The organism is Streptomyces sp. WI03-4A (assembly GCF_033792105.1).
Lineage (GTDB): Bacteria > Actinomycetota > Actinomycetes > Streptomycetales > Streptomycetaceae > Streptomyces > Streptomyces collinus_A.
Genome location: NZ_JARAUO010000036.1, coordinates 73,445 through 94,705, shown reverse-complemented (window position 1 = coordinate 94,705; position 21,261 = coordinate 73,445). Strand labels below are relative to the sequence as shown.

The window sequence follows — 21,261 nt, the reverse complement described above, 5'->3', positions numbered from 1 at the left end:
CAGTCATGGACCGCCGCATTTTCGGGCTGGAGAACGAGTACGGCGTCACGTGCACGTTCAGGGGACAGCGCCGCCTGTCTCCTGACGAGGTGGCGCGGTACCTCTTCCGCCGTGTCGTGTCATGGGGCCGCAGCAGCAATGTCTTTCTGCGAAACGGCGCCCGGCTCTATCTCGACGTGGGATCACATCCGGAATACGCGACACCCGAATGTGACAACGTGACCGAACTGGTCACCCACGACAAGGCCGGCGAGCGCATTCTCGAAGGACTCCTGGTGGACGCGGAACGACGCCTGCACGAGGAGGGAATCGCAGGCGACGTCTACCTTTTCAAGAACAACACCGACTCGGCGGGCAACTCCTACGGCTGCCACGAGAACTATCTGGTGGCCCGGCACGGGGAGTTCTCCCGGCTCGCGGACATTCTCATCCCCTTCCTGGTGACCAGGCAGCTGCTCTGCGGTGCGGGCAAGGTCCTGCAGACCCCGCGCGGCGCCGTCTACTGCGTCAGCCAGCGCGCGGAGCACATCTGGGAGGGCGTCTCCTCGGCGACGACCCGCTCCCGGCCCATCATCAACACCCGCGACGAGCCGCACGCGGACGCCGAGCGCTACCGCCGCCTGCACGTCATCGTGGGCGACTCGAACATGTCCGAGACGACCATGCTGCTGAAGGTCGGCGCCACCGACCTGGTGCTGCGCATGATCGAGGCGGGCACCGTCATGCGCGACCTCACCCTGGAGAACCCGATCCGGGCGATCCGCGAGGTCAGCCACGACATCACCGGCCGGCGCAAGGTGCGCCTGGCCAGCGGTCGGGAGGCCTCCGCGCTGGAGGTGCAGCGCGAGTACTTCGACAAGGCCGTGGACTTCTGCGACCGCCGGGGCATCCGCACCGGCACCGTCGCGCAGGTCCTGGAGCTGTGGGGCCGCACCCTCGACGCGATCGAGACCGAGGAACTCGACCGCATCGGCACCGAGATCGACTGGGTCATGAAGTACAAGCTCATCGAGCGGTACCGGGCCAAGCACAACATGACCATGTCGCACCCGAGGGTCGCCCAGATAGACCTCGCCTACCACGACATCCACCGCCGTCGTGGCCTGTACTACCTGCTGGAGAAGAAGGGCCAAGCCACCCGGATCTGCAACGACTTGAAGATCTTCGAAGGCAAGTCGGTTCCCCCGCAGACCACTCGGGCACGGCTGCGCGGCGACTTCATCCGCCGGGCACAGGAACAGCGCCGCGACTTCACGGTCGACTGGGTGCACCTGAAGCTCAACGACCAGGCGCAGCGCACCGTCCTGTGCAAGGACCCGTTCCGTTCCGTGGACGACCGGGTGGAGAAGCTGATCGCCGGAATGTAGCGAAAGGCCCACGAGTCAAGCGTTTCCGGGCAGGAATGCCGGAGCGCCACACGGGCGCCGTACGTTTCCCGTACGGCGCCCGTGTCACGCCGTAGAGTTGCGCGCACGCCAGTCCACAAGATCGACCGATTACGAGGCATCTCCGTGCGCCGACGCTCACTCCTCCTCGCAGCCGTGCCCGCCGGGCTCGTCACGCTCGCCGGATGCGGCGACGGCAAGTCCGACTCGAGCAAGGCCGCGCCCTCGCCGTCACCGTCGGCCTCGGCGTCCGCACCGCCCCCGCCCAAGATCGTCGACGGGCCGTTGCCCGCGATCACGGCGGGCACCAAGTTCGACGAGAAGCCCACGGTCGCGAAGGGGCCGGGCGAGCCGTCGAAGGACCTCGCGGTGAAGACGGTGATCGCGGGCAGCGGCCGCACGGTAGCGGAGAAGGACTTCGTCCAGGCCAACTACCTGGGCCAGATCTGGAGCACCGCCAAGGTCTTCGACAACTCCTACGACCGCAAGAGCCCGCTGGTCATCCAGCTCGCCCAGGGCAGCATCATCGACGGCTGGCGCTACGCCCTCGCGGGCAAGAAGACCGGCAGCCGGGTGCAGATCGCCGTCCCGCCCACCTGGGGCTACGGCAAGTCCGGGAACGCGCAGGCGGGCATCAAGGGCACCGACACCCTGGTCTTCGTCATCGACCTGATCGACTCCTTCAACTCCAAGAGCTCCGCCAAGGGCACCGAGGTCCCGCAGACCGACGCCGCCCTGCCGAAGGTCGGCACCAACACCAACGGCGAGGCCCCCTCGATCACCGTCCCGAAGACCGCCCCGCCGAAGAAGCTGGTGTCGGCCTACGTCCTGGAGGGCGACGGTCCCGAGCTGAAGGCGGACCAGGCGATCCTGTGCCAGTTCAAGGGCGTCGTCTGGGACAGCGGCAAGCCCTTCGAGCAGACCTACGGCTCCGGCCGGCTCAGCCAGTTCTCGCTGCAGCAGATGCAGCAGGTCGTCAAGGGGCTGCCGCAGGGACTGACCGGCAAGAAGGTGGGCAGCAGGGTCATGGTCGTCGTCCCGCCGGACCTGGCCTACGGGGACAACCCGCCGACCGGCGGAGCCATCGAGAAGGGCTCCACGCTGGTGTTCTCGGTGGACATCCTCGCCGCGATGTAGCGGGTCCGTGGCGCGGCCGCCCCGGCACCACCAGACCTGCGAAGATGACAGACTGTCCGTGTTCCGTGTCGTACACAAGCAGGAGCTTTTGACGTGAGCATCGAGAAGCCCGAGATCGACTTCCCGGGCGGCGAGCCGCCGGCGGACCTCGAGATCAAGGACATCTGGGAGGGCGACGGCGAGGTGGCGCAGGCGGGCCAGACCGTCACCGTCCACTACGTCGGCGTCGCCTTCAGCACCGGCGAGGAGTTCGACGCCAGCTGGAACCGCGGCACCCCGTTCCGCTTCCCGCTGGGCGGCGGCCGTGTCATCAAGGGCTGGGACCTGGGCGTGCAGGGCATGAAGGTCGGTGGCCGCCGCCAGCTGACCATCCCGGCGCACCTCGCCTACGGCGACCAGAGCCCGACCCCGGCGATTCAGCCCGGCGAGACCCTGATCTTCGTGGTCGACCTGGTCGCGGTCTGATCGTCGTACAGCCTGCTGACGGGATCCGACCGGACCCGATCACCTGGGGCCCACGCCTGTCCGGGCGTGGGCCCTCGGCTTTGCCCCGCACCGGCGGGGCGGTACGGTCATCGTCCGTAAGCACCATAGGGAAGGTGAAGGGCGTCGATGGCCATTGCCAAGGCCGAGCGGCTGATGAACCTCGCGCTGTGTCTGCTCGGGACCCGGCGGCCGCTCAGCAAGCGTGAGCTGCGCGACTCCATCGAGGCCTACGTCGAGGCCTCGCGGCCGGACAGGGGCGCGGCGGGCAGCGACGACTCCTTCAACCGGATGTTCGAGCGCGACAAGGACGACCTGCGCGAGCTGGGCCTGGTCATCGAGACCGTCGAGAACCTGGACGGCGAGGTGGGCTACCTCGCCCGCCGCGACAGCAACCGGCTGCCGCCGATCACCCTGGACGCCGAGGAGGCCGCCGCCCTCGGCCTGGCCGCCAAGGTCTGGCAGCAGGCCCGGCTGGCCGGCGCGGCCAGCGGCGCCCTGCAGAAGCTCCGCGCGGCCGGCCTGCCCGAGGACGTCGACCCCTACGAGGCGCACGGCGCCCTGGAACCGCGCATCCCGGTGCACGAGGCCGCCTTCGAGCCGCTGATGCTCGCGTGCCGCGACCGCCGCCCGGTCGTCTTCGAGTACCGCAAGGCCTCCGCCGTGCACCCCGAGCCCCGGCACGTCGAGCCGTGGGCGCTGGAGTGCTGGCGCGGCCACTGGTACCTGGCCGGCTGGGACCGCGACCGGGGCGCCGAGCGGGTCTTCCGGCTCTCCCGCATCACCGGCCGGGTCCGCTCCCGCGGAGCGGCCTTCACCGCGCCCGTCCCCGACGTCGTCACCGTCCGGGAGACCGTCGCGAGCTGGGCCGGCGAGATCGCCGACGGCACGGCGCTGATCCGGCTGCGCACCGGCGCCGGCTACCCGCTGCGGGCGAAAGCCACCGGGGTGCGGGAACTGGGCGACGGCTGGGACGAGTTGGAGATCCCGTACGGGCACGGACTGGACGCCTGGCTGGTGGAGTTCGGCCCGGACGTGGTGGTGCTGGAGCCGGCCGAACTGCGGGCCGACGTGGTGGACCGGCTGCGTGCCGTGGCCAAGGGCTGAGGGGGAGCGGAGCACAACCATGGCAGGCAAACCGGTCAGGCCCGTGAACGCCATCGACCAGACCCGGCGGATGCTCTCGCTGGTCACGTACCTCAGGGAGCGCCCCGGCGCGCGGATCGCCGACGTCGCGCGCGCCTTCGGCATCACCGAGGACGAACTGGTCTCCGACCTCGATCTGCTGCCCATGTGCGGCACCAGCTTCCGCGGCGGCGACCTGCTCGACATCGACACCGACGGCGAGCGCATCTGGTGGCACAACCCGGCGGCGCTCGGCGAGGAGGCGGCCGAGCCGCTGCGGCTCGCCGCCGACGAGGCCACGGCTCTGCTGGTGGCCGCCCGCGCGGTGTCCACCCTGCCCGGCCTGCGCGAGAGCGACCGGCAGGCGCTGCTGCGGGCGACGGCCAAGGTGGAGACGGCGGCCGGCGAGGCGGCCGGCGCCAGCGCCCGGCTCTCGGTGACCTTCGAGTCCGAGGGCGGCGTCTTCGCCGACGTCGACCGGGCCATCTCCGAGCGCCGCCGGCTGTGGATCCGCTACTACTCGCCCGCGCGCGACGAGGTCACCGAGCGCGAGATCGACCCCATCCGCCTGGTCAGCGTCGGCCACACCTACGTCGAGGCCTGGTGCCGCCGCTCCGAGGCCCGGCGTACCTTCCGGCTGGACCGGGTCGCCGAGATCAGGATCCTCGACGAGCCCTCGGCGCCCCCGGAGATGGAACTGCGGGACCTGTCTCAGGCCCTGGTCCAGCCGGCCGCCGAGGACCCGGAGGTCGTGATCGAGGTCGGCCCCGGCGGCCGCTGGGTGGCCGAGTACTACCCGCACGACAGTGCCGATGAGCTTCCCGACGGCGGGCTGCGTATCACTCTGCGGACCCCCGACCCGGCCTCGCTGCGCCGGCTGGCCCTGCGCCTCGGCCGCGACGGCCGGATCGTCTCACCGCCCGAACTGGCCGACAGCGCCCGCCGGGCGGCCCGCGACGCACTGGCGGCGTACGAGGGCCCGCCGGGCGCGGGGCAGGGTGTCGGGGGCGGGCGGGGCGACCAGGAAAAGAGGAGCTAGGGCGTTGAGCGAGTCTCCGGTGTCCGGTGCGAGGGGTCCGAGGGAAATCACGGCGGCGGCGGCCTTCGCCGGGATGAGAAGAGTCGTCCCGGTGGTGTTCAGGGCCGGCTGCCCGGACTGCCGGGGCCGGTTCGAGCTCGCCGCGGGCGCCCTGCGCCTGGCCATCGGCGCGTCGAGCCGGACCACGTTCTACTCCTTCACCTGCCCCGAGTGCGGGGTCGCGGTGCGCAAGCCCGCGGGGGAGCGCATCGTCGAGCTGCTCACCGGCGGCGGTGTCCGGACCCTGCGGCTGCACTCCACGGTGTAGGACCGTCTAGGCTCGGCTCATGTTCTGGCCGATGTTCGCGGTAGCCGTGGGTTTCCTGGGTCTCGCCGTCCTGGGGGTGCTCGCCGTCCGGGTGTTCCTGGAGGCGCGGCGCCTCGGGCAGCAGGTGGCGGACTCCGCGCGCCGCATCAACCGGGCGGCCGAGGATCTGGAGCGGGCGGCGGTGAGCACGGCCCGGGCCGTCGACACCCTGTGAACGCGTCCCCGCCGGCGGTCCGCGCGGGCGGCCCGCGGTTCCGGGCCTCGCACGGGTGCGCGCGGCCGGTTACCTCACTCTGTCACCTTTGCCCCCCGGCCAGGTACGCTGCTGGTCGCGGCCCGGGGACGAGGCGCGGTCCGCAGAGCAGGAGTACGTCAGGGGATTGTCCCGCGTTCACCCCGAGGCGTTACGATCGCAGCCAGCAAGACGTTCGGACAAGTGTCTGACCTGTCGGACATGCCCGCCTCGGTGAGAAGGTGAAGATTTATGTTCCGCAACGGACTTGAGCCGTGGCACCTGCTGCTCCTCGTCCTGGTCATCGTCCTCGTATTCGGTTCCAAGAAGCTCCCGGACATGGCGCGCTCGCTGGGCAAGTCCGCTCGCATCCTCAAGAGTGAGGCCAAGGCGATGAAGGACGAGGGCAAGCAGCCCGCCGGCACCGCCCAGTCCACCGAGGACCCCGCTCCGGCGCAGCGCACGATCCAGGCCTCCCCCGGCGACGTGACCAGCTCCCGCCCGGTCAACGAGCCGACGGACACCGCCCAGCGCTGACGCGAGGGCCGGGTCCGTCCGGTCCGCTGCACGAGATGAGGATGTGGGTTGCTCAAGTCTGCCCGCAAGAAGGAGAAGGATCCCGAGGGGCGGATGCCGCTCGCGGATCACTTGCGTGAGCTGCGCAACCGGCTCGCGAAGGGTGTCCTGGCGATCGTGCTCGTCACGATCGTGGCGGCGTTCTTCTACAGGGACATCATCAACTTCATCACCGAGCCGGTGCTGGACGAGATCGGCTGCCACCAGTCCTTCGGTGAGCTGGCCTCCTCCAAGAACGTCCACTGCGCGCACATCACGGTCAGCGGCCTGCTCGCACCGTTCACCCTGGCGCTGAAGGTCTCGCTGATGACCGGTGTCGTGCTCGCGTCGCCGGTCTGGCTCTACCAGCTCTGGGCGTTCGTCGCCCCGGGCCTGCACCGCACCGAGAAGAAGTACGCCTACGCGTTCGTCGGTTTCGGCTTCCCGCTGTTCCTCGGCGGCGGCTACCTCGCCTTCCACGTGCTGCCCACCACGGCACGGGTGATGATCGACCTGACGCCGTCCGGCGCGGAGAACCTGCTGCCGCTGGACGACCTGCTGGACCTCGTCACGCGCATGGTCGTCGTCTTCGGCCTCGCTTTCGAGATGCCCCTGCTGCTGGTCATGCTCAACCTCACCGGCGTGCTGTCCGGCGGGCGGATGCTGGGCTGGTGGCGCGGCATGGTCGTCGGCATCACCGCCTTCGCGGCGGTGGCCACCCCCAGCCCGGACCCGATGACGATGCTGGCGCTCGCGGCGCCGATCTGGGCTCTGTACTTCATCGCCGTGGCCATCGCGCTGATCAACGACCGGCGCCGGGCCCGCCGCGACGCCGACGGCCCGGGTGACGACGAGGCGTCGGAGCTGGACCTCACGCCCGAGGCCATCGGCGACGTCGAGCCCGTCGTCGCCGGCCGGCTGCCCGAGCAGACGACCACGGACCGGGTCAACGGCTACGACGACGTGACCTGAGGCCCGCCCACCGCGTCGCGCACGACGGCTGCCCCCGCCCTGACCGGCGGGGGCAGCCGTCTTTGTCGATCAGCGCACGTTCCGGATAATGATCGTCCTGTTGTCGGTGGGGCCCGGTACGCTCGAAAGCACGATGACAGAGGACCTCTCACCGGCCGAGCGGTACGCGGCAGCCCGGCGACGGGCAGCCGAGCAGGCCACCGCGCTCGCGTCCTTCCGCGAGATGTACGACTTCGGCCTCGACCCCTTCCAGATCGAGGCCTGCCAGGCGCTCGAGGCGGGGAAGGGCGTGCTGGTGGCCGCCCCCACCGGTTCGGGCAAGACGATCGTGGGCGAGTTCGCCGTCCACCTCGCCCTGCTGCAGGGCAAGAAGTGCTTCTACACGACACCCATCAAGGCGCTGTCGAACCAGAAGTACGCCGACCTGTGCCGGCGCTACGGCTCCGAGCAGGTGGGCCTGCTCACCGGCGACAACAGCGTCAACTCCGACGCCCCCGTGGTCGTGATGACCACGGAGGTGCTGCGGAACATGCTGTACGCGGGCTCCCAGACCCTCCTCGGCCTCGGGTACGTGGTCATGGACGAGGTGCACTACCTCTCCGACCGCTTCCGAGGCGCCGTCTGGGAAGAGGTGATCATCCACCTGCCCGAGTCGGTGACCCTGGTGTCGCTGTCGGCGACCGTGTCCAACGCCGAGGAGTTCGGCGACTGGCTGGACACCGTCCGCGGCGACACCGAGGTGATCGTCTCCGAGCACCGGCCCGTGCCGCTGTTCCAGCACGTGCTCGCCGGGCGCCGGATGTACGACCTGTTCGAGGAGGGCGAGGGCCACCGCAAGGCCGTCAACCCCGACCTCGTCCGGCTGGCCCGCATGGAGGCGAGCCGGCCGTCGTACCAGGACCGCAGGCGCGGCCGCGCGATGCGCGAGGCCGAGCGGGAGCGGGAGCGCAGACAGCGCTCCCGGGTGTGGACGCCGGGCCGGCCGGAGGTCATCGAGCGCCTCGACGCCGAGGGGCTGCTGCCCGCGATCACCTTCATCTTCAGCCGGGCCGCCTGCGAGGCGGCCGTCCAGCAGTGCCTGTACGCGGGCCTCAGGCTCAACGACGAGGAGGCGCGGGAGCGGGTCCGCGCGCTGGTCGAGGAGCGCACCGCCGCCATCCCGACCGAGGACCTGCACGTCCTCGGCTACTACGAGTGGCTGGAGGGCCTGGAGCGCGGCATCGCCGCCCACCACGCGGGCATGCTGCCGACCTTCAAGGAGGTCGTGGAGGAGCTGTTCGTACGCGGTCTCGTCAAGGCCGTGTTCGCGACCGAGACCCTCGCGCTCGGCATCAACATGCCCGCCCGCTCGGTGGTGCTGGAGAAGCTCGTCAAGTGGAACGGCGAGCAGCACGCCGACATCACCCCGGGCGAGTACACGCAGCTGACGGGCCGCGCGGGACGGCGCGGCATCGATGTCGAGGGCCACGCCGTGGTGCTCTGGCAGCGCGGCATGAGCCCGGAGCACCTGGCGGGGCTCGCCGGCACCCGCACCTATCCGCTGCGCTCCAGCTTCAAGCCGTCGTACAACATGGCGGTCAACCTGGTCGAGCAGTTCGGCCGGCACCGCTCGCGCGAGCTGCTGGAGACCTCCTTCGCGCAGTTCCAGGCCGACAAGTCGGTCGTCGGCATCTCCCGTCAGGTGCAGCGCAACGAGGAGGGCCTGGAGGGCTACAAGGCCTCCATGACCTGCCACCTCGGCGACTTCGAGGAGTACGCGCGGCTGCGCCGTGAGCTGAAGGACCGGGAGACCGAGCTGGCCCGGCAGGGCGCGGCCACCCGCCGCGCTGAGGCCGCGGTCGCCCTGGAACGGCTCAAACCGGGCGACGTGATCCACGTGCCCACGGGCAAGTACGCCGGTCTGGCTCTGGTGCTGGACCCGGGCCTGCCGGCCGGCCGCTCCAACGGCCACCGCGGCTTCGACCACCAGGACGGCCCGCGCCCGCTGGTGCTGACCGCCGAGCGTCAGGTCAAGCGGCTGGCGTCGATGGACTTCCCGGTGCCGGTCGAGGCGCTGGACCGGATGCGCATCCCGAAGTCCTTCAACCCGCGCTCGCCGCAGTCCCGCCGGGACCTCGCCTCCGCCCTGCGCACCAAGGCCGGGCACATCCCGCCGGAGCGGGCCCGCAAGAAGCGCTCGCAGGCCGCCGACGACCGCGAGATCGCCCGGCTGCGCACGGCGATCAGGTCCCACCCCTGCCACGGCTGCGACGACCGGGAGGACCACGCCCGCTGGGCCGAGCGGTACCACCGGCTGATGCGCGACACCTCGCAGCTGGAGCGCCGGATCGAGGGCCGCACGAACACCATCGCGCGCACCTTCGACCGGATCGTGGCGCTGCTGACCGAGCTGGACTACCTGCGCGGCGACGAGGTCACCGAGCACGGCAAGCGGCTGGCCCGGCTCTACGGCGAGCTCGACCTGCTGGCCAGCGAGTGCCTGCGCGAGGGCGTCTGGGAGGGCCTCGGCCCGGCCGAACTGGCCGCCTGCGTCTCGGCTTTGGTGTACGAGGCGCGGGTCGGCGACGACGCCATGGCGCCCAAGCTGCCGTCCGGCAAGGCGAAGGCCGCGCTCGGCGAGATGGTCCGGATCTGGGGCCGGCTGGACGCCGTGGAGGAGGACTTCCGGATCAACCAGACGGAAGGCGTCGGGCAGCGCGAGCCCGACCTCGGCTTCGCCTGGGCCGCCTACATGTGGGCCTCGGGCAAGGGGCTCGACGAGGTGCTGCGCGAGGCCGAGATGCCGGCCGGCGACTTCGTGCGCTGGTGCAAGCAGGTCATCGACGTGCTGGGGCAGATCTCCGCGGCGGCCCCCACCGAGGGCTCGACCGTCGTGAAGACCGCCCGCAAGGCGGTGGAGCAGTTGCTGCGGGGTGTGGTGGCCTACTCGTCCGTCGGATGACGCCGGGCGGCCGGGCGCGGAGCGTGCCCGGCCGGCGCGCGCGCCATCCCGCGCCCCCTTCGGCACGCCGGTGCGCCGGTGCCGTGCCGAGCGACCGGACCGTCCTTCGGGGCGGTCCGGTTTTTCATGCGCCGCGTCCGGGGGTGCGCCGGGTGCGCGGGGGACCGGGCCCACCGGAGCGCCCCGTTCACTCCTCACGGTGAGTGACCCTCGCATGCCCGAACACCGTCACTCCTGGTGTTCGAATAACTGCCGAGCGTGTAAATGGATTCGAGCCTACTCCTGGGGCGTGGGTGATTTCAGGTGCTTGCCGAATATGACACGGCGATGATCCGGTCGGATTAAGCTCGCCTGCGGCGCACCGAGTTGAGATGAATTCGTGCGCCTGTTCCTAAACTTCCCGAAGATCCCCTCAGTTCCCGGAACATTCCCCCCACGAACTCCTCCGACACCCAGCCGACCCGTCTCAGAAGGCATCCATGGTGAGTGTTCAAAAGCCTCCCGGTGGCCGTGAACGTCCTTACGCGCGTGTGCTGTTGCTGCCGGCCATAGTGATGGCCGCGGCGGCCGGGGCCGCGGTCGCCCTGGTCCCGGCCCCGGCCCGGATCGCCGTCGGCGGGTGCGGGGCCGTGGCCCTGCTGCTGGTCCTCGCCACGGCCGCCGAAGCCGTCCGCCGCGGACGCGCGCTGCGCGAGGCACAGGCCGAGCACGCCCGTCACACCGCGTATCTGGAACGCCGTCTCGCCGACCACGACGCGGACATCGTCCGCCTCGGCACCGACGTCCTCTCCCTCGGACTGCGCCGACTGCAGGCCGGGGAGTCGCTGCGGGAGGTGATGCGCAAGGTCGTCGACCTCGACCCCGAACTGCGCCACATGCCCGACTCCCAGCGCACCCTGCTGCGCAACGCGCTGCGCGGCGCCGACCACGAGATCTCGATGCGCGACGCCACCGAGCGCTCCTTCGTCAGCATCGCCCGCCGCGTCCAGGCCATCGTCCACCAGCAGGCCAACGAACTGCGGGAGATGGAGGAGGACCACGGCCGCAACCCCGAGGTCTTCGACGACCTGCTGCGCATCGACCACGGCACCGCGCTGATCGGCCGCCTCGCCGACTCCATCTCCGTGCTCGGCGGCGGCCGCCCCGGCCGTCAGTGGCCGCTGCCCGTGTCGCTGTACAGCGTGCTGCGCGGCGCCATGTCCCGGATCCTGGAGTACCGGCGCATCGAGCTGAACTCCATCGTCAACATCAACATCAAGGGCACCTCCGTCGAGCCGATCATCCACGCGGCCGCCGAACTCCTCGACAACGCCACCCGCTACTCGCCGCCGTCCACCAAGGTGCACGTCACCGCCGCCGAGGTGCAGAGCGGCCTCGTCATCGAGATCGAGGACGCCGGCGTCAGCCTGAGCGAGGAGTCCCGGGCCCGGATCGAGAAGGCGATCACGGACGCCATGGCGGGCGACGACGCGGAGAACCTGGGCTCCAACCCGCGCCTCGGCCTCGCCGTCGTCGGCCGCCTCTGCAAGGCCTTCGACATGCAGGTCTCGCTGCGCGCCTCCGCCTACGGCGGCGTCCGGGCGATCCTCGTCGTCCCGCGCGGCATGACCACCACCGAGCCCGGTGTCGGTGCCGCCCACGGCATCGGCGCCACCGCCGTACCGCAGCCCGAACTCGGCGCCGTCGAGGGCCCGAAGCGCCCGCCCAAGAAGCGTCGCCCCACCAGCCCCCGGATCCCCGCCGGTATCTCCATGGAGGACGACGTCCCCGAGGTCACCGAATGGACGGCCGGCGGCCTGCCCCAGCGCCGCAGCCGGGTGAAGACCCCGCTCCACCAGCGGGTCGCCGAACAGGCCGCCATCGAGCGCGCCGAGCGCGAGGGCAGGCCGACCATCTGGTCCCAGCCCCGGCCCGAACCGGAGCCCGAGATCGACCCCGAGCGCCAGAAGCTCCGGGACCGGCCGCCCGGCATGTGGGTCGACGCCTTCTGGGACGGCCTGCGCAAGGGCATGCCCGAGGACGCCACCGCGGCCGAACTCACCGACTTCACGCGGAACCCGACCGCGTACCTGCACCTGCTCAACGATTCGGACCCGGCCCCCGCGGCCACCACCGAGGCCGACGACGAGGGAGACCTCAAGTGATCCAGCAGCGAGCGAACTTCGACTGGATGCTCAAGCAGCTGAACGACGGCGTGCCGGGCATCGAGATGATCGTGGTGCTGTCCGCCGACGGACTGCGCATCGCCCGCTACGGCGGCGACCCCGACGCCGCCGACCGGGTGGCCGCCGCCTGCGCGGGGATGCAGAGCCTGGCCGGCGCCATCATCCAGGAGATCCCCGGCGCCGGCGACATGAAGCTCGTCGTCATCGAGATCGACGGCGGCTACTTCTACCTCATGAACGCGGGCGCCAACGCCTACCTCGCCGTGCTCGCCGACGTCACCTGCGAACCCGGCCGGATGAGCGGCATGATGCGCGACCTCGTGGTCCGCATCGGCGCCCATCTCACCAGTCCGCCCCGGCGGAACGGGCAGACCGTATGACTCCTCCGCGACGCAAACGGCGCCGGCAGCACCTGCCGCCCCCGCCACCCCCGCCCGCGAAACCGGCGGAGGGCGAGGAGACGCCCAGGAACCCCGAACGGCTGTACACCATCGCCGGCGGCGCCGACGGCGGGCGGGCCGAACTCGACCTGGTCACCCTGATCGTGGCGCGCTGCGCGCCGCCGCCCTCCGCCACCCCGGAGGAGGCGGCGGTGCTCCGGCTGTGCGCCGCCCCCCTGTCCGTGGCCGAGCTCTCGGCCTACCTCAGCCTGCCGTTCAGCGCGATGACCGTCCTGATCACCGAGCTGATCACGAACGAACTGGTGCAGCCGCGCGCCCCGATCGTCCGTCAGGCGCTCCCCGACCGGTCACTCCTCGAAGCGGTGATGCATGGACTTCAACGGCTCTGACGCGATCCCCGGCCCGCGCGCGGAGGACCACCTCCCGCACTCGGCGCAGGCCGCGGTGAAGATCGTGATCGTGGGCGGCTTCGGCGTGGGCAAGACCACCATGGTCGGCTCCGTCAGCGAGATCAGGCCGCTGACCACCGAGGAGACCATGACCCAGGCCGGGATCGGCGTCGACGACAACTACGGCTCGGACTCCAAGACGGCCACCACCGTGGCCATGGACTTCGGCCGCATCAGCATCACCGACAAGCTGGTGCTCTACCTGTTCGGCACCCCCGGCCAGGAGCGCTTCTGGTTCCTGTGGAACGGCCTGTTCGAGGGCGCGCTCGGCGCGGTCGTCCTGGTCGACACCCGGCGCCTGGAGGTCAGCTTCGACGTCATGGGGCGCCTGGAGGAGCGCGGCGTGCCGTTCGTCGTCGCCGTCAACTCCTTCCCGGACGCGCCCCGTTACCCCGTCGAGGAGCTGCGCACCGCGCTCGACCTGGGGCCGGACGTCCCGATCATGGAGTGCGACGTGCGCCGTCGGGCCTCCAGCAGGGACGTGCTGATGGCCCTGATGCGCTTCCTGCACTCACTCGCCCTGTCCGGCGCGCTCACCTGACCCGCGCGCCCGCCCCCCGGCCGGTCCCCCCGGCCGACCCCCGCACACCATCCGTTCCCGGAGCGACACTGTGACGCCTGAACAGCAATCACTGACCGGCACCGACCCCACCTCAGGCCCGCCGCCGGGCTGCCCGGCGCACGGCCTGGGGCCCGGGGGACTGCACCGGCTCTACGGCCCCGACGTGGAGGAACTCGGCGACCTCTACGAGCGGCTGCGCGAGGAGCACGGGCCCGTCGCGCCCGTACTCCTGCACGACGACGTACCGATGTGGGTGGTGCTCGGACACGCCGAGAACCTGCACCTGGTGCGCAGCCCCTCCCAGTACTGCCGCGACAGCCGCATCTGGACCCCGCTGCAGGAGGGCATGGTCAAACCCGACCACCCGCTCATGCCGCACATCGCCTGGCAGCCCATCTGCTCGCACGCCGAGGGCGACGAGCACCAGCGGCTGCGCGCCGCGGTCACCGGCGCCATGTCGACCATCGACCACCGCAGCATGCGCCGACACATCGGCCGCCACACACAGGAACTGGTCAACGCCTTCTGCGAACGCGGCAGGGCCGACCTCGTCTCCCAGTTCGCCGAGCACCTGCCGATGGCCGTCATGTGCGAGATCCTCGGCATGCCGGAGGAGTACAACGACCGGATGGTGCAGGCCGCCCGGGACGCCCTGAAGGGCACCGAGACCGCCATCGAGAGCCACGGCTACGTCATGGACGCGCTGAGCCGGCTCACCACCCGGCGGCGGGCCCGGCCCGACGACGACTTCACCAGCCACCTCATCACCCACCCCGCCGGGCTGACCGACGACGAGGTCCGCGAACACCTGCGGCTGGTCCTGTTCGCCGCCTACGAGGCGACCGCCAACCTGCTCGCCAACGCGCTGCGCATGGTCCTGACCGAGCCGGGCTTCCGGGCCCAGCTCAACGGGGGCCAGATGACCGTTCCGGAGGCGATCGAGCAGTCCCTGTGGGACGAGCCGCCGTTCAGCACCGTCTTCGGCTACTTCGCCAAGCAGGACGCCGAGCTCGGCGGCCAGCGCATCCGCAAGGGCGACGGGCTGCTCTTCGCGCCGGCCCCGGGCAACGTGGACCCGCGGGTGCGCCCCGACCTGTCGGCGAACATGCAGGGCAACCGGTCCCACCTCGCCTTCGGCGGCGGCCCGCACGAGTGCCCGGGTCAGGACATCGGCCGTGCCATCGCCGACGTCGGCGTGGACGCGCTGCTGACGCGGCTCTCGGACATCCAGCTCGACTGCCCCGAGGACGACCTGCGCTGGCGGTCCTCGATCGCCTCCCGGCACCTGGTGGCCCTGCCGGTCCGCTTCGAGCCGAAGCCCCAGCAGGACGTGGGCCTGCCGCCCAGCGCCTCACCCATCCCGCCGCAGCGCTCCACCTGGCAGGTGGGCACCCCGCACACCGATCCGGCGCCCGCCCCCGATCCCCGGCCGGTGGCACCGCCCCCGGCCCCGGTGGACCCCGTCCCGGCGGCACCGGAGCCCGCCCGCCGCGAGACCCTGTGGCACCGTCTGCTGCGCTGGTGGCGCGGCGACTGACCGCCCGCCCGCGCAACCCGCCCGCGCTACGGCGTCCCGGCGGTCCACTCCCGTGGGGACGCCCAGGCCCGGAGCGTACGGCCACTGCTGAAGGAGTGCTCGGCCCCGGTGACGGGATCGGTGAACTCGAGCCGCCGGGCGAGGAGTTGCAGCGGGCGCCGGAAGTCGCCGGTGGGCACCGGCGGGGTCACCCGGGGATAGAGCGGGTCGCCGAGGATGGGCACGCCGAGGGCGCTGAGGTGGACGCGCAGCTGGTGGGTCTGCCCGGTCTCCGGGACCAGCCGGTAGCGGCCCAGACCGGCGCGGTGGCCGGCCGACTCCACCCGGGTCACCGCGTTCGGCTCGCCCTCGACCTCCCGCGCCGCGGGCACCCCGCGCTCCTTGAGGATGCGGCTGCGCACGGTGAGCGGCAGGGCGAGCGAGGGGTCGTACGGGGCGACGGCCTCGTACTCCTTGCGCACCGCGCGGTCCCGGAACAGGGCCTGGTAGGCGCCGCGTTCCTCGGGCCGCACCGTGAACAGCACGAGACCGGCGGTGAGGCGGTCCAGCCGGTGCGCGGCGGTCAGCGTGGGGATGCCCAGCTCGTGCCGCAGCCGGGCCAGCGCGGTCTGGGTGACATGCGTGCCGCGCGGGGTGGTGGCGAGGAAGTGCGGTTTGTCGGCGACCACGATGTGCTCGTCCCGGTGGACGACCTCCACCGGGAACGGCACCGGCACCTCGGCCGGCGGGTCGCGGTGGAACCACACGTACAGGCCGGGCTCGTAGGGCGCGTCCGGCGCCACCGCCCGTCCGTCGGCCCCGACGACCTGCCCGGCGTCGAACATCGCCTCGACCATGCCGGGCCCGGCGCCGGTCAGCCGTGCCACGAGATGCTCCCGCACGGTGCCCCAGGCGGCGCCGTACGGCAGCCGCACCCGCACCGGGTCGACACCGTCACGCTGCGGGAGCGGGGCGGGCGGGGGTGGCGTACGGCGTCTCATCAGGGACAAGGGTACGGGCGCCGTGGCGGGGGAGGCGCGGCTCAGGCGGCCGCCACGTCCCCGCTCTCCTGCTCGGCCTCGATACGGGCGTTCCACTCCCGCTTGGAGGCCTGCCAGCCGTCCTCGTTGTGGCCGAGGCGCCAGTAGCCGGAGACCGACAGGTCCTCGCGCGGGATCTGCGCCTCCACCCGCAGCAGCCGGCGCAGCTCCTTCACGAAGCCGGCCTCGCCGTGCACGAACGCCTGGGGGCGGCCCGCCGGGAACGGCAGCGCCCTTACGGCCTCCACCAGTGCCTGGCCCACCGGCCGGTCCCCGCGGTGCAGCCAGACCACCGGCACCTCGGAGTCGATCTTCTGCTCCTCCTCGGGGCCCGCCACCTCGACGAAGGCGTGCGCCACGGCGCCCGGGGGCAGCGTCTCCAGGGCCCGGGCGATCGCGGGCAGCGCGCTCTCGTCACCGGCGAGCAGATGCCAGTCGGCGCTCGGGTCGGGCGCGTAGGCGCCACCGGGGCCCATGAAGCGGACGCTCTCGCCCGGCCGCACCCGCGCCGCCCAGGGACCGGCCAGCCCCTCGTCGCCGTGGATCACGAAGTCCAGGGTCAGCTCGCGCTGTCCGGGATCCCAGTCGCGCACCGTGTAGGTCCGCGTCACCGGCCACTGCTCGCGGGGGAACTCCGCGCGGACCCGCTCCAGGTCGAAGGGCTCCGGGTAGGTCACGCCCTCGGGGCCGAAGAGCAGCTTCACGTAGTGGTCGGTGCAGGTGTCCGCGGCGAAGTCGGCGAGGCCCTCGCCCCCCAGCACGACGCGCTGCATGTGCGGGGACAGCCGCTCGGTGCGCACCACCTGGGCGGTATGGGGCTTGCGCGGCTTCCGTCCCGGGCGCTCTGCCATCACGGCCTCCTGCTGCATTGGTTAGGTTTACCTAAGTTAGCATCTCTCTCCAGTCGGCAGGCCTCCTATGAGCGCTCGGCGATCGCCCTTTGCCGGAATATTCCGATCAGGATCGCTCTGCCAGCGTCGTCAGCAGCCGTTGCAGTGAGCCACCCAGGCCCCACCGGGCCGCCAGCGCCTCAAGACCCGCCGCATCGCGCGGGGTGCGGGGCAGCGCCGTGTCCACCTCCGGCAGCGGGACGTCGTCCGCCACTCGCACCACCTTCGGCGCGACCGCCACGTACGGCCGCGCCTCGGTCAGCCGCTTGCGCTGCGACGGCGTGAGCCTCGCCCGCGGGTCGTCGACCGCCGCCATGATCCCGGCCAGGTCGCCGAACTCGGCGAGCAGCTTGGCGGCCGTCTTCTCACCGATGCCGGGCACACCCGGCAGGCCGTCGCTCGGGTCGCCGCGCAGCAGCGCCAGATCCGCGTACCCGCGGCCGTCCACCCCATACTTCTCGCGCAGTACCGCCTCGTCCGTGAGCTGCAGCGTGCCGACGCCCTTGACCGGGTACAGCACCCGGATCCCCCGCCCGTCGTCGACGAGCTGGTACAGGTCGCGGTCGCCGGTGACGATGTCCACCGGCCCGGCCGCACGTCCGGTGAACGTGCCGATCACGTCGTCCGCCTCGTACCCGGCGACCCCGACCCGGGCGATGCCGACCGCGTCCAGCACCGCCTCGATGACCGGCACCTGCGGGGACAGCGTGTCCGGCACCTCCTCCTCGTCCGGCGCGCCCGCGCGCTCCTCGGCGACCCGGTGCGCCTTGTAGGTCGGGATGAGGTCCACCCGCCACTGCGGCCGCCAGTCGGCGTCCATGCAGGCCACGAGCTGCTGCGGCCGGTGGTCCTTCACCAGCCGGTCGATGAAGTCGAGCAGTCCGCGCACGGCGTTCACCGGCGTGCCGTCCGGGGCCTTCACGGAGTCCGGCACGCCGAAGTAGGCGCGGAAGTACAGCGAGGCGGTGTCGAGGAGCATCAGTCGTCCGGTCACGCTCGCATCATGCCGCACGGCACCGACAGCGATACGGCGGCGCAAGGGCGGGGGTGGCAGTCGCGGGGGAGGCGTACGCGCGAGTCGTGAGGTGTGTCACGTAAAAGTTTGACCATGCCGGATGCGGGGAGGCGCGGCCTCTGTCATGTCCCCGGAAGCGAGAGGTGCGCGTGTCATCGAAGCTGGAAGCCGACCACCTGTTCAAGGTGTTCGGCAGACGACCGGACCAGGCAGTGGAGCGGCTGCGGCGGGGAGCCGACCGGGAGGAGCTGCGCGCCGACGGCACCACCGCCGCCGTCATCGACGCGTCCTTCGACGTCCGGGCCGGTGAGATCTTTGTCGTGATGGGACTGTCGGGCTCCGGCAAGTCCACGCTGCTGCGCATGCTCAACGGCCTGCTGGCGCCGACCGCGGGTCACGTCCGCTTCGACGGCCAGGACCTGACCGCGCTCGGCGACCGCGAACTGCGCGACCTGCGCTCGAAGAAGATCAGCATGGTCTTCCAGCACTTCGCGCTCTTCCCGCACCGCACCGTCCGCGACAACGCCGCCTACGGCCTGGAAGTGCAGGGCGTGCCCCGCGCCGAGCGCGAGCGCCGCGCCGACGAGGCGCTCGCCCTGTGCGGCCTGGCCGGCTGGGAGGACTCCTGGCCCGACGAGCTGTCCGGCGGCATGCAGCAGCGCGTGGGCCTCGCCCGCGCCCTCGCCACCGACGCCGACCTGCTGCTGATGGACGAGTCCTTCAGCGCCCTCGACCCGCTGATCCGGCGCGACATGCAGGACCAGCTCCTGGACCTGCAGAAGACCCTGAAGAAGACCATCGTCTTCATCACCCACGACCTCAACGAGGCCATGCGCCTGGGCGACCGCATCGCCGTCATGCGCGACGGCCGCGTCGTGCAGACCGGCACCGCCGAGGACATCCTGCTGCGGCCCGCGAACGACTACGTCGCCTCCTTCATCCAGGACGTCGACCGCTCCCGGGTGCTCACCGCCGCCGCCGTGATGGACACCGAGGTGCGCGGCGACGAAGCCGACTGCGGCTGCGAGACCGCCACGCCGGACGCCTCCTTCGCCGAGCTGTGCGCGATCAGCGCCCGGCTCAGCCACCCCGTCGCCGTGGTCGACGCCGGCCGGGACCTCGTCGGCGTCGTGCCCCGGCAGCGCCTGGTCGGCTTCCTCGGCGACGAACGGGGCGCGCCCACCCCCTGCGCCGACGGCGAGAGGAAGGTGACCGCCCGTGCCTAGGCTGCACCTCGGCGACTGGGTCGACTCCGGCGTCGACTGGCTGGTCGCCCACCTGTCCTGGCTGTTCGACGCGATCCGGGCGGTCGTGGAGGGCATGTACGACGGCCTCGACGCGGTGCTCACCGCGCCCCAGCCGCTGCTGCTGGCCGGCATGCTGGCCGTCGTCGCCTGGTGGCTGCGCGGCCTGGCCGCGGGTGTCCTCGCCTTCGCCGGGTTCGCCCTCGTGGACTCGCTCGACCTGTGGGACCGGGCCATGTCCACCCTGGCCCTGGTCCTCGTCGCCACCGTCATCGCCCTGCTGATCTCGGTCCCGCTGGGCATCTGGGCCGCCCGCTCCCGCGCGGTCAGCGCCACCGTGCGGCCCGTCCTGGACCTGCTCCAGACGATGCCGTCGATGGTCCTGCTGATCCCGGCCATCCTCTTCTTCGGGCTCGGCACCGCCGCCGGTGTCATCGCGACCCTGATCTTCGCGCTCGCCCCCGGTGTCCGCATGACCGAACTGGGCATCCGGCAGGTCGACGCCGAACTGGTCGAGGCCGCCGAGGCGTTCGGCACCAGCCCGCGCAACACCCTGTGGCGGGTGCAGCTGCCGCTCGCCCTGCCCACCATCATGGCCGGCGTCAACCAGGTGATCATGCTGGGCCTGTCCATGGTCGTCATCGCCGGCATGGTCGGCACCGGGGGACTGGGCGGCGCGGTCAACGAGGCCATCGGCCGGCTCGACATCGGGTTCGGCTTCGAGGCGGGCGTCGGCATCGTGGTGCTCGCCATCTACCTCGACCGCATGACCAGCGCCCTGGGCACCCAGCTCTCCCCGCTCGGCCGCAGGGCCGCCGCCAAGGCCCGGACCACCGCCTGGTCGTACCGGCCGCGCCCGGCCGTCGCCGTCGTCGGCGTGGTCGTCCTCGCGCTCGTGGCGGGCGGGACGGGCCTCTTCGGCCCCTCCGCCGGCACCTCCGAGGCCGTCGGCACGGACGTCGGCAAGGGCAAGGAGATCAGGATCGGCTACATCCCCTGGGACGAGGGCATCGCCTCCACCTTCCTGTGGAAGGAGCTCCTTGAGGAGCGGGGCTTCAAGGTGACCACCACCCAGTACACGGCGGGCCCCCTCTACACCGGCCTCGCCACCGGCCAGCTCGACTTCGAGACCGACTCCTGGCTGCCGGCCACGCACGCCGAGTACTGGAAGAAGTACGGCGACCGGCTCGACGACCTCGGCAAGTGGTACGGCCCCACCTCCCTGGAGCTGACCGTCCCCTCCTATGTCAAGGACGTGAACTCCCTGGAGGACCTGCGCGACCACGCCTCCGAGTTCGGCGGCAGGATCGTCGGCATCGAGCCGAGCGCGGGCATGATGGGCCTGCTCAAGAGCAAGGTGCTCAAGGAGTACGGCCTCCAGGGCTCCTACGACGTGGTCGACGGCTCCACGCCCGCGATGCTGGCGGAGCTGAAGCGCGCCTACGCCAAGAAGCAGCCGGTCGTCGTCACCCTCTGGTCCCCGCACTGGGCCTACAGCGACTACGGCCTGAAGAAGCTGAAGGACCCCCGGGGCGCCTGGGGCAAGGGCGACGGCGTGCACACCCTCGCCCGCAAGGGCTTCGCGGCCGACAACCCCGAGGTCGGCACCTGGCTGAAGAACTTCTCGATGACCGAGAAGCAGCTCACCGGCCTCGAGGCGGCGATCCAGAAGGCCGGCAAGGGCAAGGAGCAGGACGCCGTCCGCACCTGGCTCAAGGAGCACCCCGGTCAGCTCGACAGGTGGGCGCCGATCGCCGGGCGGGGCGCCAAGAGCCAGGCGGCCGGGTGACCTGACAGCACCGA

Annotated in this window: 20 protein-coding genes; 17 read left to right on the top strand and 3 right to left on the bottom strand. The window is 71.6% G+C overall.

Translation table 11 applies throughout. The annotated features are described in order from the left end of the window. The first annotated feature begins 5 nt into the window (after window positions 1-5). The 15 genes from pafA (at window position 6) to PV343_RS29625 (ending at window position 15,290) form a co-directional block, all read left to right on the top strand. Window positions 6-1,367, top strand: a complete 1,362-nt coding sequence (gene pafA / locus PV343_RS29695; protein ID WP_020938995.1) for a Pup--protein ligase — start codon at window positions 6-8, stop codon at window positions 1,365-1,367. 144 nt (window positions 1,368-1,511) lie between these two features. Beyond that, window positions 1,512-2,522 (top strand): FKBP-type peptidyl-prolyl cis-trans isomerase, encoded by a 1,011-nt coding sequence (locus PV343_RS29690; protein ID WP_319150104.1) that lies wholly within the window; start codon window positions 1,512-1,514, stop codon window positions 2,520-2,522. Between the two features lie 93 nt (window positions 2,523-2,615). Further along, window positions 2,616-2,987 (top strand): FKBP-type peptidyl-prolyl cis-trans isomerase, encoded by a 372-nt coding sequence (locus tag PV343_RS29685; RefSeq protein ID WP_020938993.1) that lies wholly within the window; start codon window positions 2,616-2,618, stop codon window positions 2,985-2,987. Between the two features lie 147 nt (window positions 2,988-3,134). Beyond that, entirely contained in the window at window positions 3,135-4,112 is a 978-nt protein-coding gene (locus PV343_RS29680) for a helix-turn-helix transcriptional regulator (protein ID WP_319150103.1), read from the top strand. A 19-nt stretch (window positions 4,113-4,131) separates the two neighbouring features. Next, window positions 4,132-5,169 (top strand): WYL domain-containing protein, encoded by a 1,038-nt coding sequence (locus tag PV343_RS29675; protein ID WP_319150102.1) that lies wholly within the window; start codon window positions 4,132-4,134, stop codon window positions 5,167-5,169. Window positions 5,170-5,173: 4 nt separating this feature from the next. Continuing rightward, window positions 5,174-5,476: a hypothetical protein gene (locus PV343_RS29670; protein ID WP_319150101.1), complete on the top strand. Its 303-nt coding sequence runs from the start codon at window positions 5,174-5,176 to the stop codon at window positions 5,474-5,476. A gap of 19 nt (window positions 5,477-5,495) precedes the next feature. Continuing rightward, window positions 5,496-5,690 (top strand): hypothetical protein, encoded by a 195-nt coding sequence (locus PV343_RS29665; RefSeq protein ID WP_020938989.1) that lies wholly within the window; start codon window positions 5,496-5,498, stop codon window positions 5,688-5,690. Window positions 5,691-5,960: 270 nt separating this feature from the next. Next, on the top strand, window positions 5,961-6,245 hold the full coding sequence (tatA, locus tag PV343_RS29660; RefSeq protein ID WP_317442398.1) for a Sec-independent protein translocase subunit TatA: 285 nt from the start codon (window positions 5,961-5,963) through the stop codon (window positions 6,243-6,245). A 48-nt stretch (window positions 6,246-6,293) separates the two neighbouring features. Then, window positions 6,294-7,235 carry a twin-arginine translocase subunit TatC gene (tatC, locus tag PV343_RS29655; RefSeq protein ID WP_319150100.1) on the top strand — a complete coding sequence of 314 codons (942 nt, stop codon included), beginning with the start codon at window positions 6,294-6,296 and terminating at the stop codon, window positions 7,233-7,235. 88 nt (window positions 7,236-7,323) lie between these two features. After that, on the top strand, window positions 7,324-10,176 hold the full coding sequence (locus PV343_RS29650) for a DEAD/DEAH box helicase (protein WP_319150099.1): 2,853 nt from the start codon (window positions 7,324-7,326) through the stop codon (window positions 10,174-10,176). A 479-nt stretch (window positions 10,177-10,655) separates the two neighbouring features. Continuing rightward, window positions 10,656-12,320 (top strand): sensor histidine kinase, encoded by a 1,665-nt coding sequence (locus tag PV343_RS29645; protein ID WP_319150097.1) that lies wholly within the window; start codon window positions 10,656-10,658, stop codon window positions 12,318-12,320. Then, window positions 12,317-12,721, top strand: a complete 405-nt coding sequence (locus PV343_RS29640) for a roadblock/LC7 domain-containing protein (protein WP_020938984.1) — start codon at window positions 12,317-12,319, stop codon at window positions 12,719-12,721. Before PV343_RS29645 ends, PV343_RS29640 begins: the two co-directional genes overlap by 4 nt. Further along, window positions 12,718-13,131 (top strand): DUF742 domain-containing protein, encoded by a 414-nt coding sequence (locus tag PV343_RS29635; RefSeq protein WP_319150094.1) that lies wholly within the window; start codon window positions 12,718-12,720, stop codon window positions 13,129-13,131. Before PV343_RS29640 ends, PV343_RS29635 begins: the two co-directional genes overlap by 4 nt. After that, entirely contained in the window at window positions 13,112-13,732 is a 621-nt protein-coding gene (locus PV343_RS29630; RefSeq protein ID WP_319150092.1) for a GTP-binding protein, read from the top strand. The genes PV343_RS29635 and PV343_RS29630 overlap by 20 nt, the downstream gene beginning before the upstream one ends. A 70-nt stretch (window positions 13,733-13,802) precedes the next feature. Further along, window positions 13,803-15,290, top strand: coding sequence for a cytochrome P450 (locus PV343_RS29625; protein WP_319150090.1), 1,488 nt, complete (start codon window positions 13,803-13,805; stop codon window positions 15,288-15,290). Window positions 15,291-15,316: 26 nt separating this feature from the next. Here the strand turns inward: PV343_RS29625 and PV343_RS29620 are convergent, their stop codons facing one another. The 3 genes from PV343_RS29620 to PV343_RS29610 form a co-directional block, all read right to left on the bottom strand. Continuing rightward, on the bottom strand, window positions 15,317-16,270 hold the full coding sequence (locus PV343_RS29620) for a pseudouridine synthase (protein WP_319150088.1): 954 nt from the start codon (window positions 16,268-16,270) through the stop codon (window positions 15,317-15,319). A 41-nt stretch (window positions 16,271-16,311) separates the two neighbouring features. Continuing rightward, entirely contained in the window at window positions 16,312-17,160 is an 849-nt protein-coding gene (locus PV343_RS29615) for a siderophore-interacting protein (RefSeq protein WP_319150086.1), read from the bottom strand. A 106-nt stretch (window positions 17,161-17,266) separates the two neighbouring features. Further along, a complete protein-coding gene (locus tag PV343_RS29610; RefSeq protein WP_415923521.1) occupies window positions 17,267-18,193 on the bottom strand; it encodes a 5'-3' exonuclease in 927 nt (308 codons plus the stop codon). 170 nt (window positions 18,194-18,363) lie between these two features. On the opposite strand from PV343_RS29610, the gene PV343_RS29605 reads away from it, so the two are divergent. Together PV343_RS29605 and PV343_RS29600 are read left to right on the top strand one after the other, a co-directional pair. Further along, the gene (locus PV343_RS29605) at window positions 18,364-19,440 is read left to right on the top strand and encodes a quaternary amine ABC transporter ATP-binding protein (RefSeq protein ID WP_319150084.1); all 1,077 of its coding nucleotides are present in this window, start codon (window positions 18,364-18,366) and stop codon (window positions 19,438-19,440) included. Next, entirely contained in the window at window positions 19,433-21,247 is a 1,815-nt protein-coding gene (locus PV343_RS29600; protein WP_319150083.1) for an ABC transporter permease/substrate binding protein, read from the top strand. Before PV343_RS29605 ends, PV343_RS29600 begins: the two co-directional genes overlap by 8 nt. The last annotated feature ends 14 nt before the right edge of the window (window positions 21,248-21,261 follow it).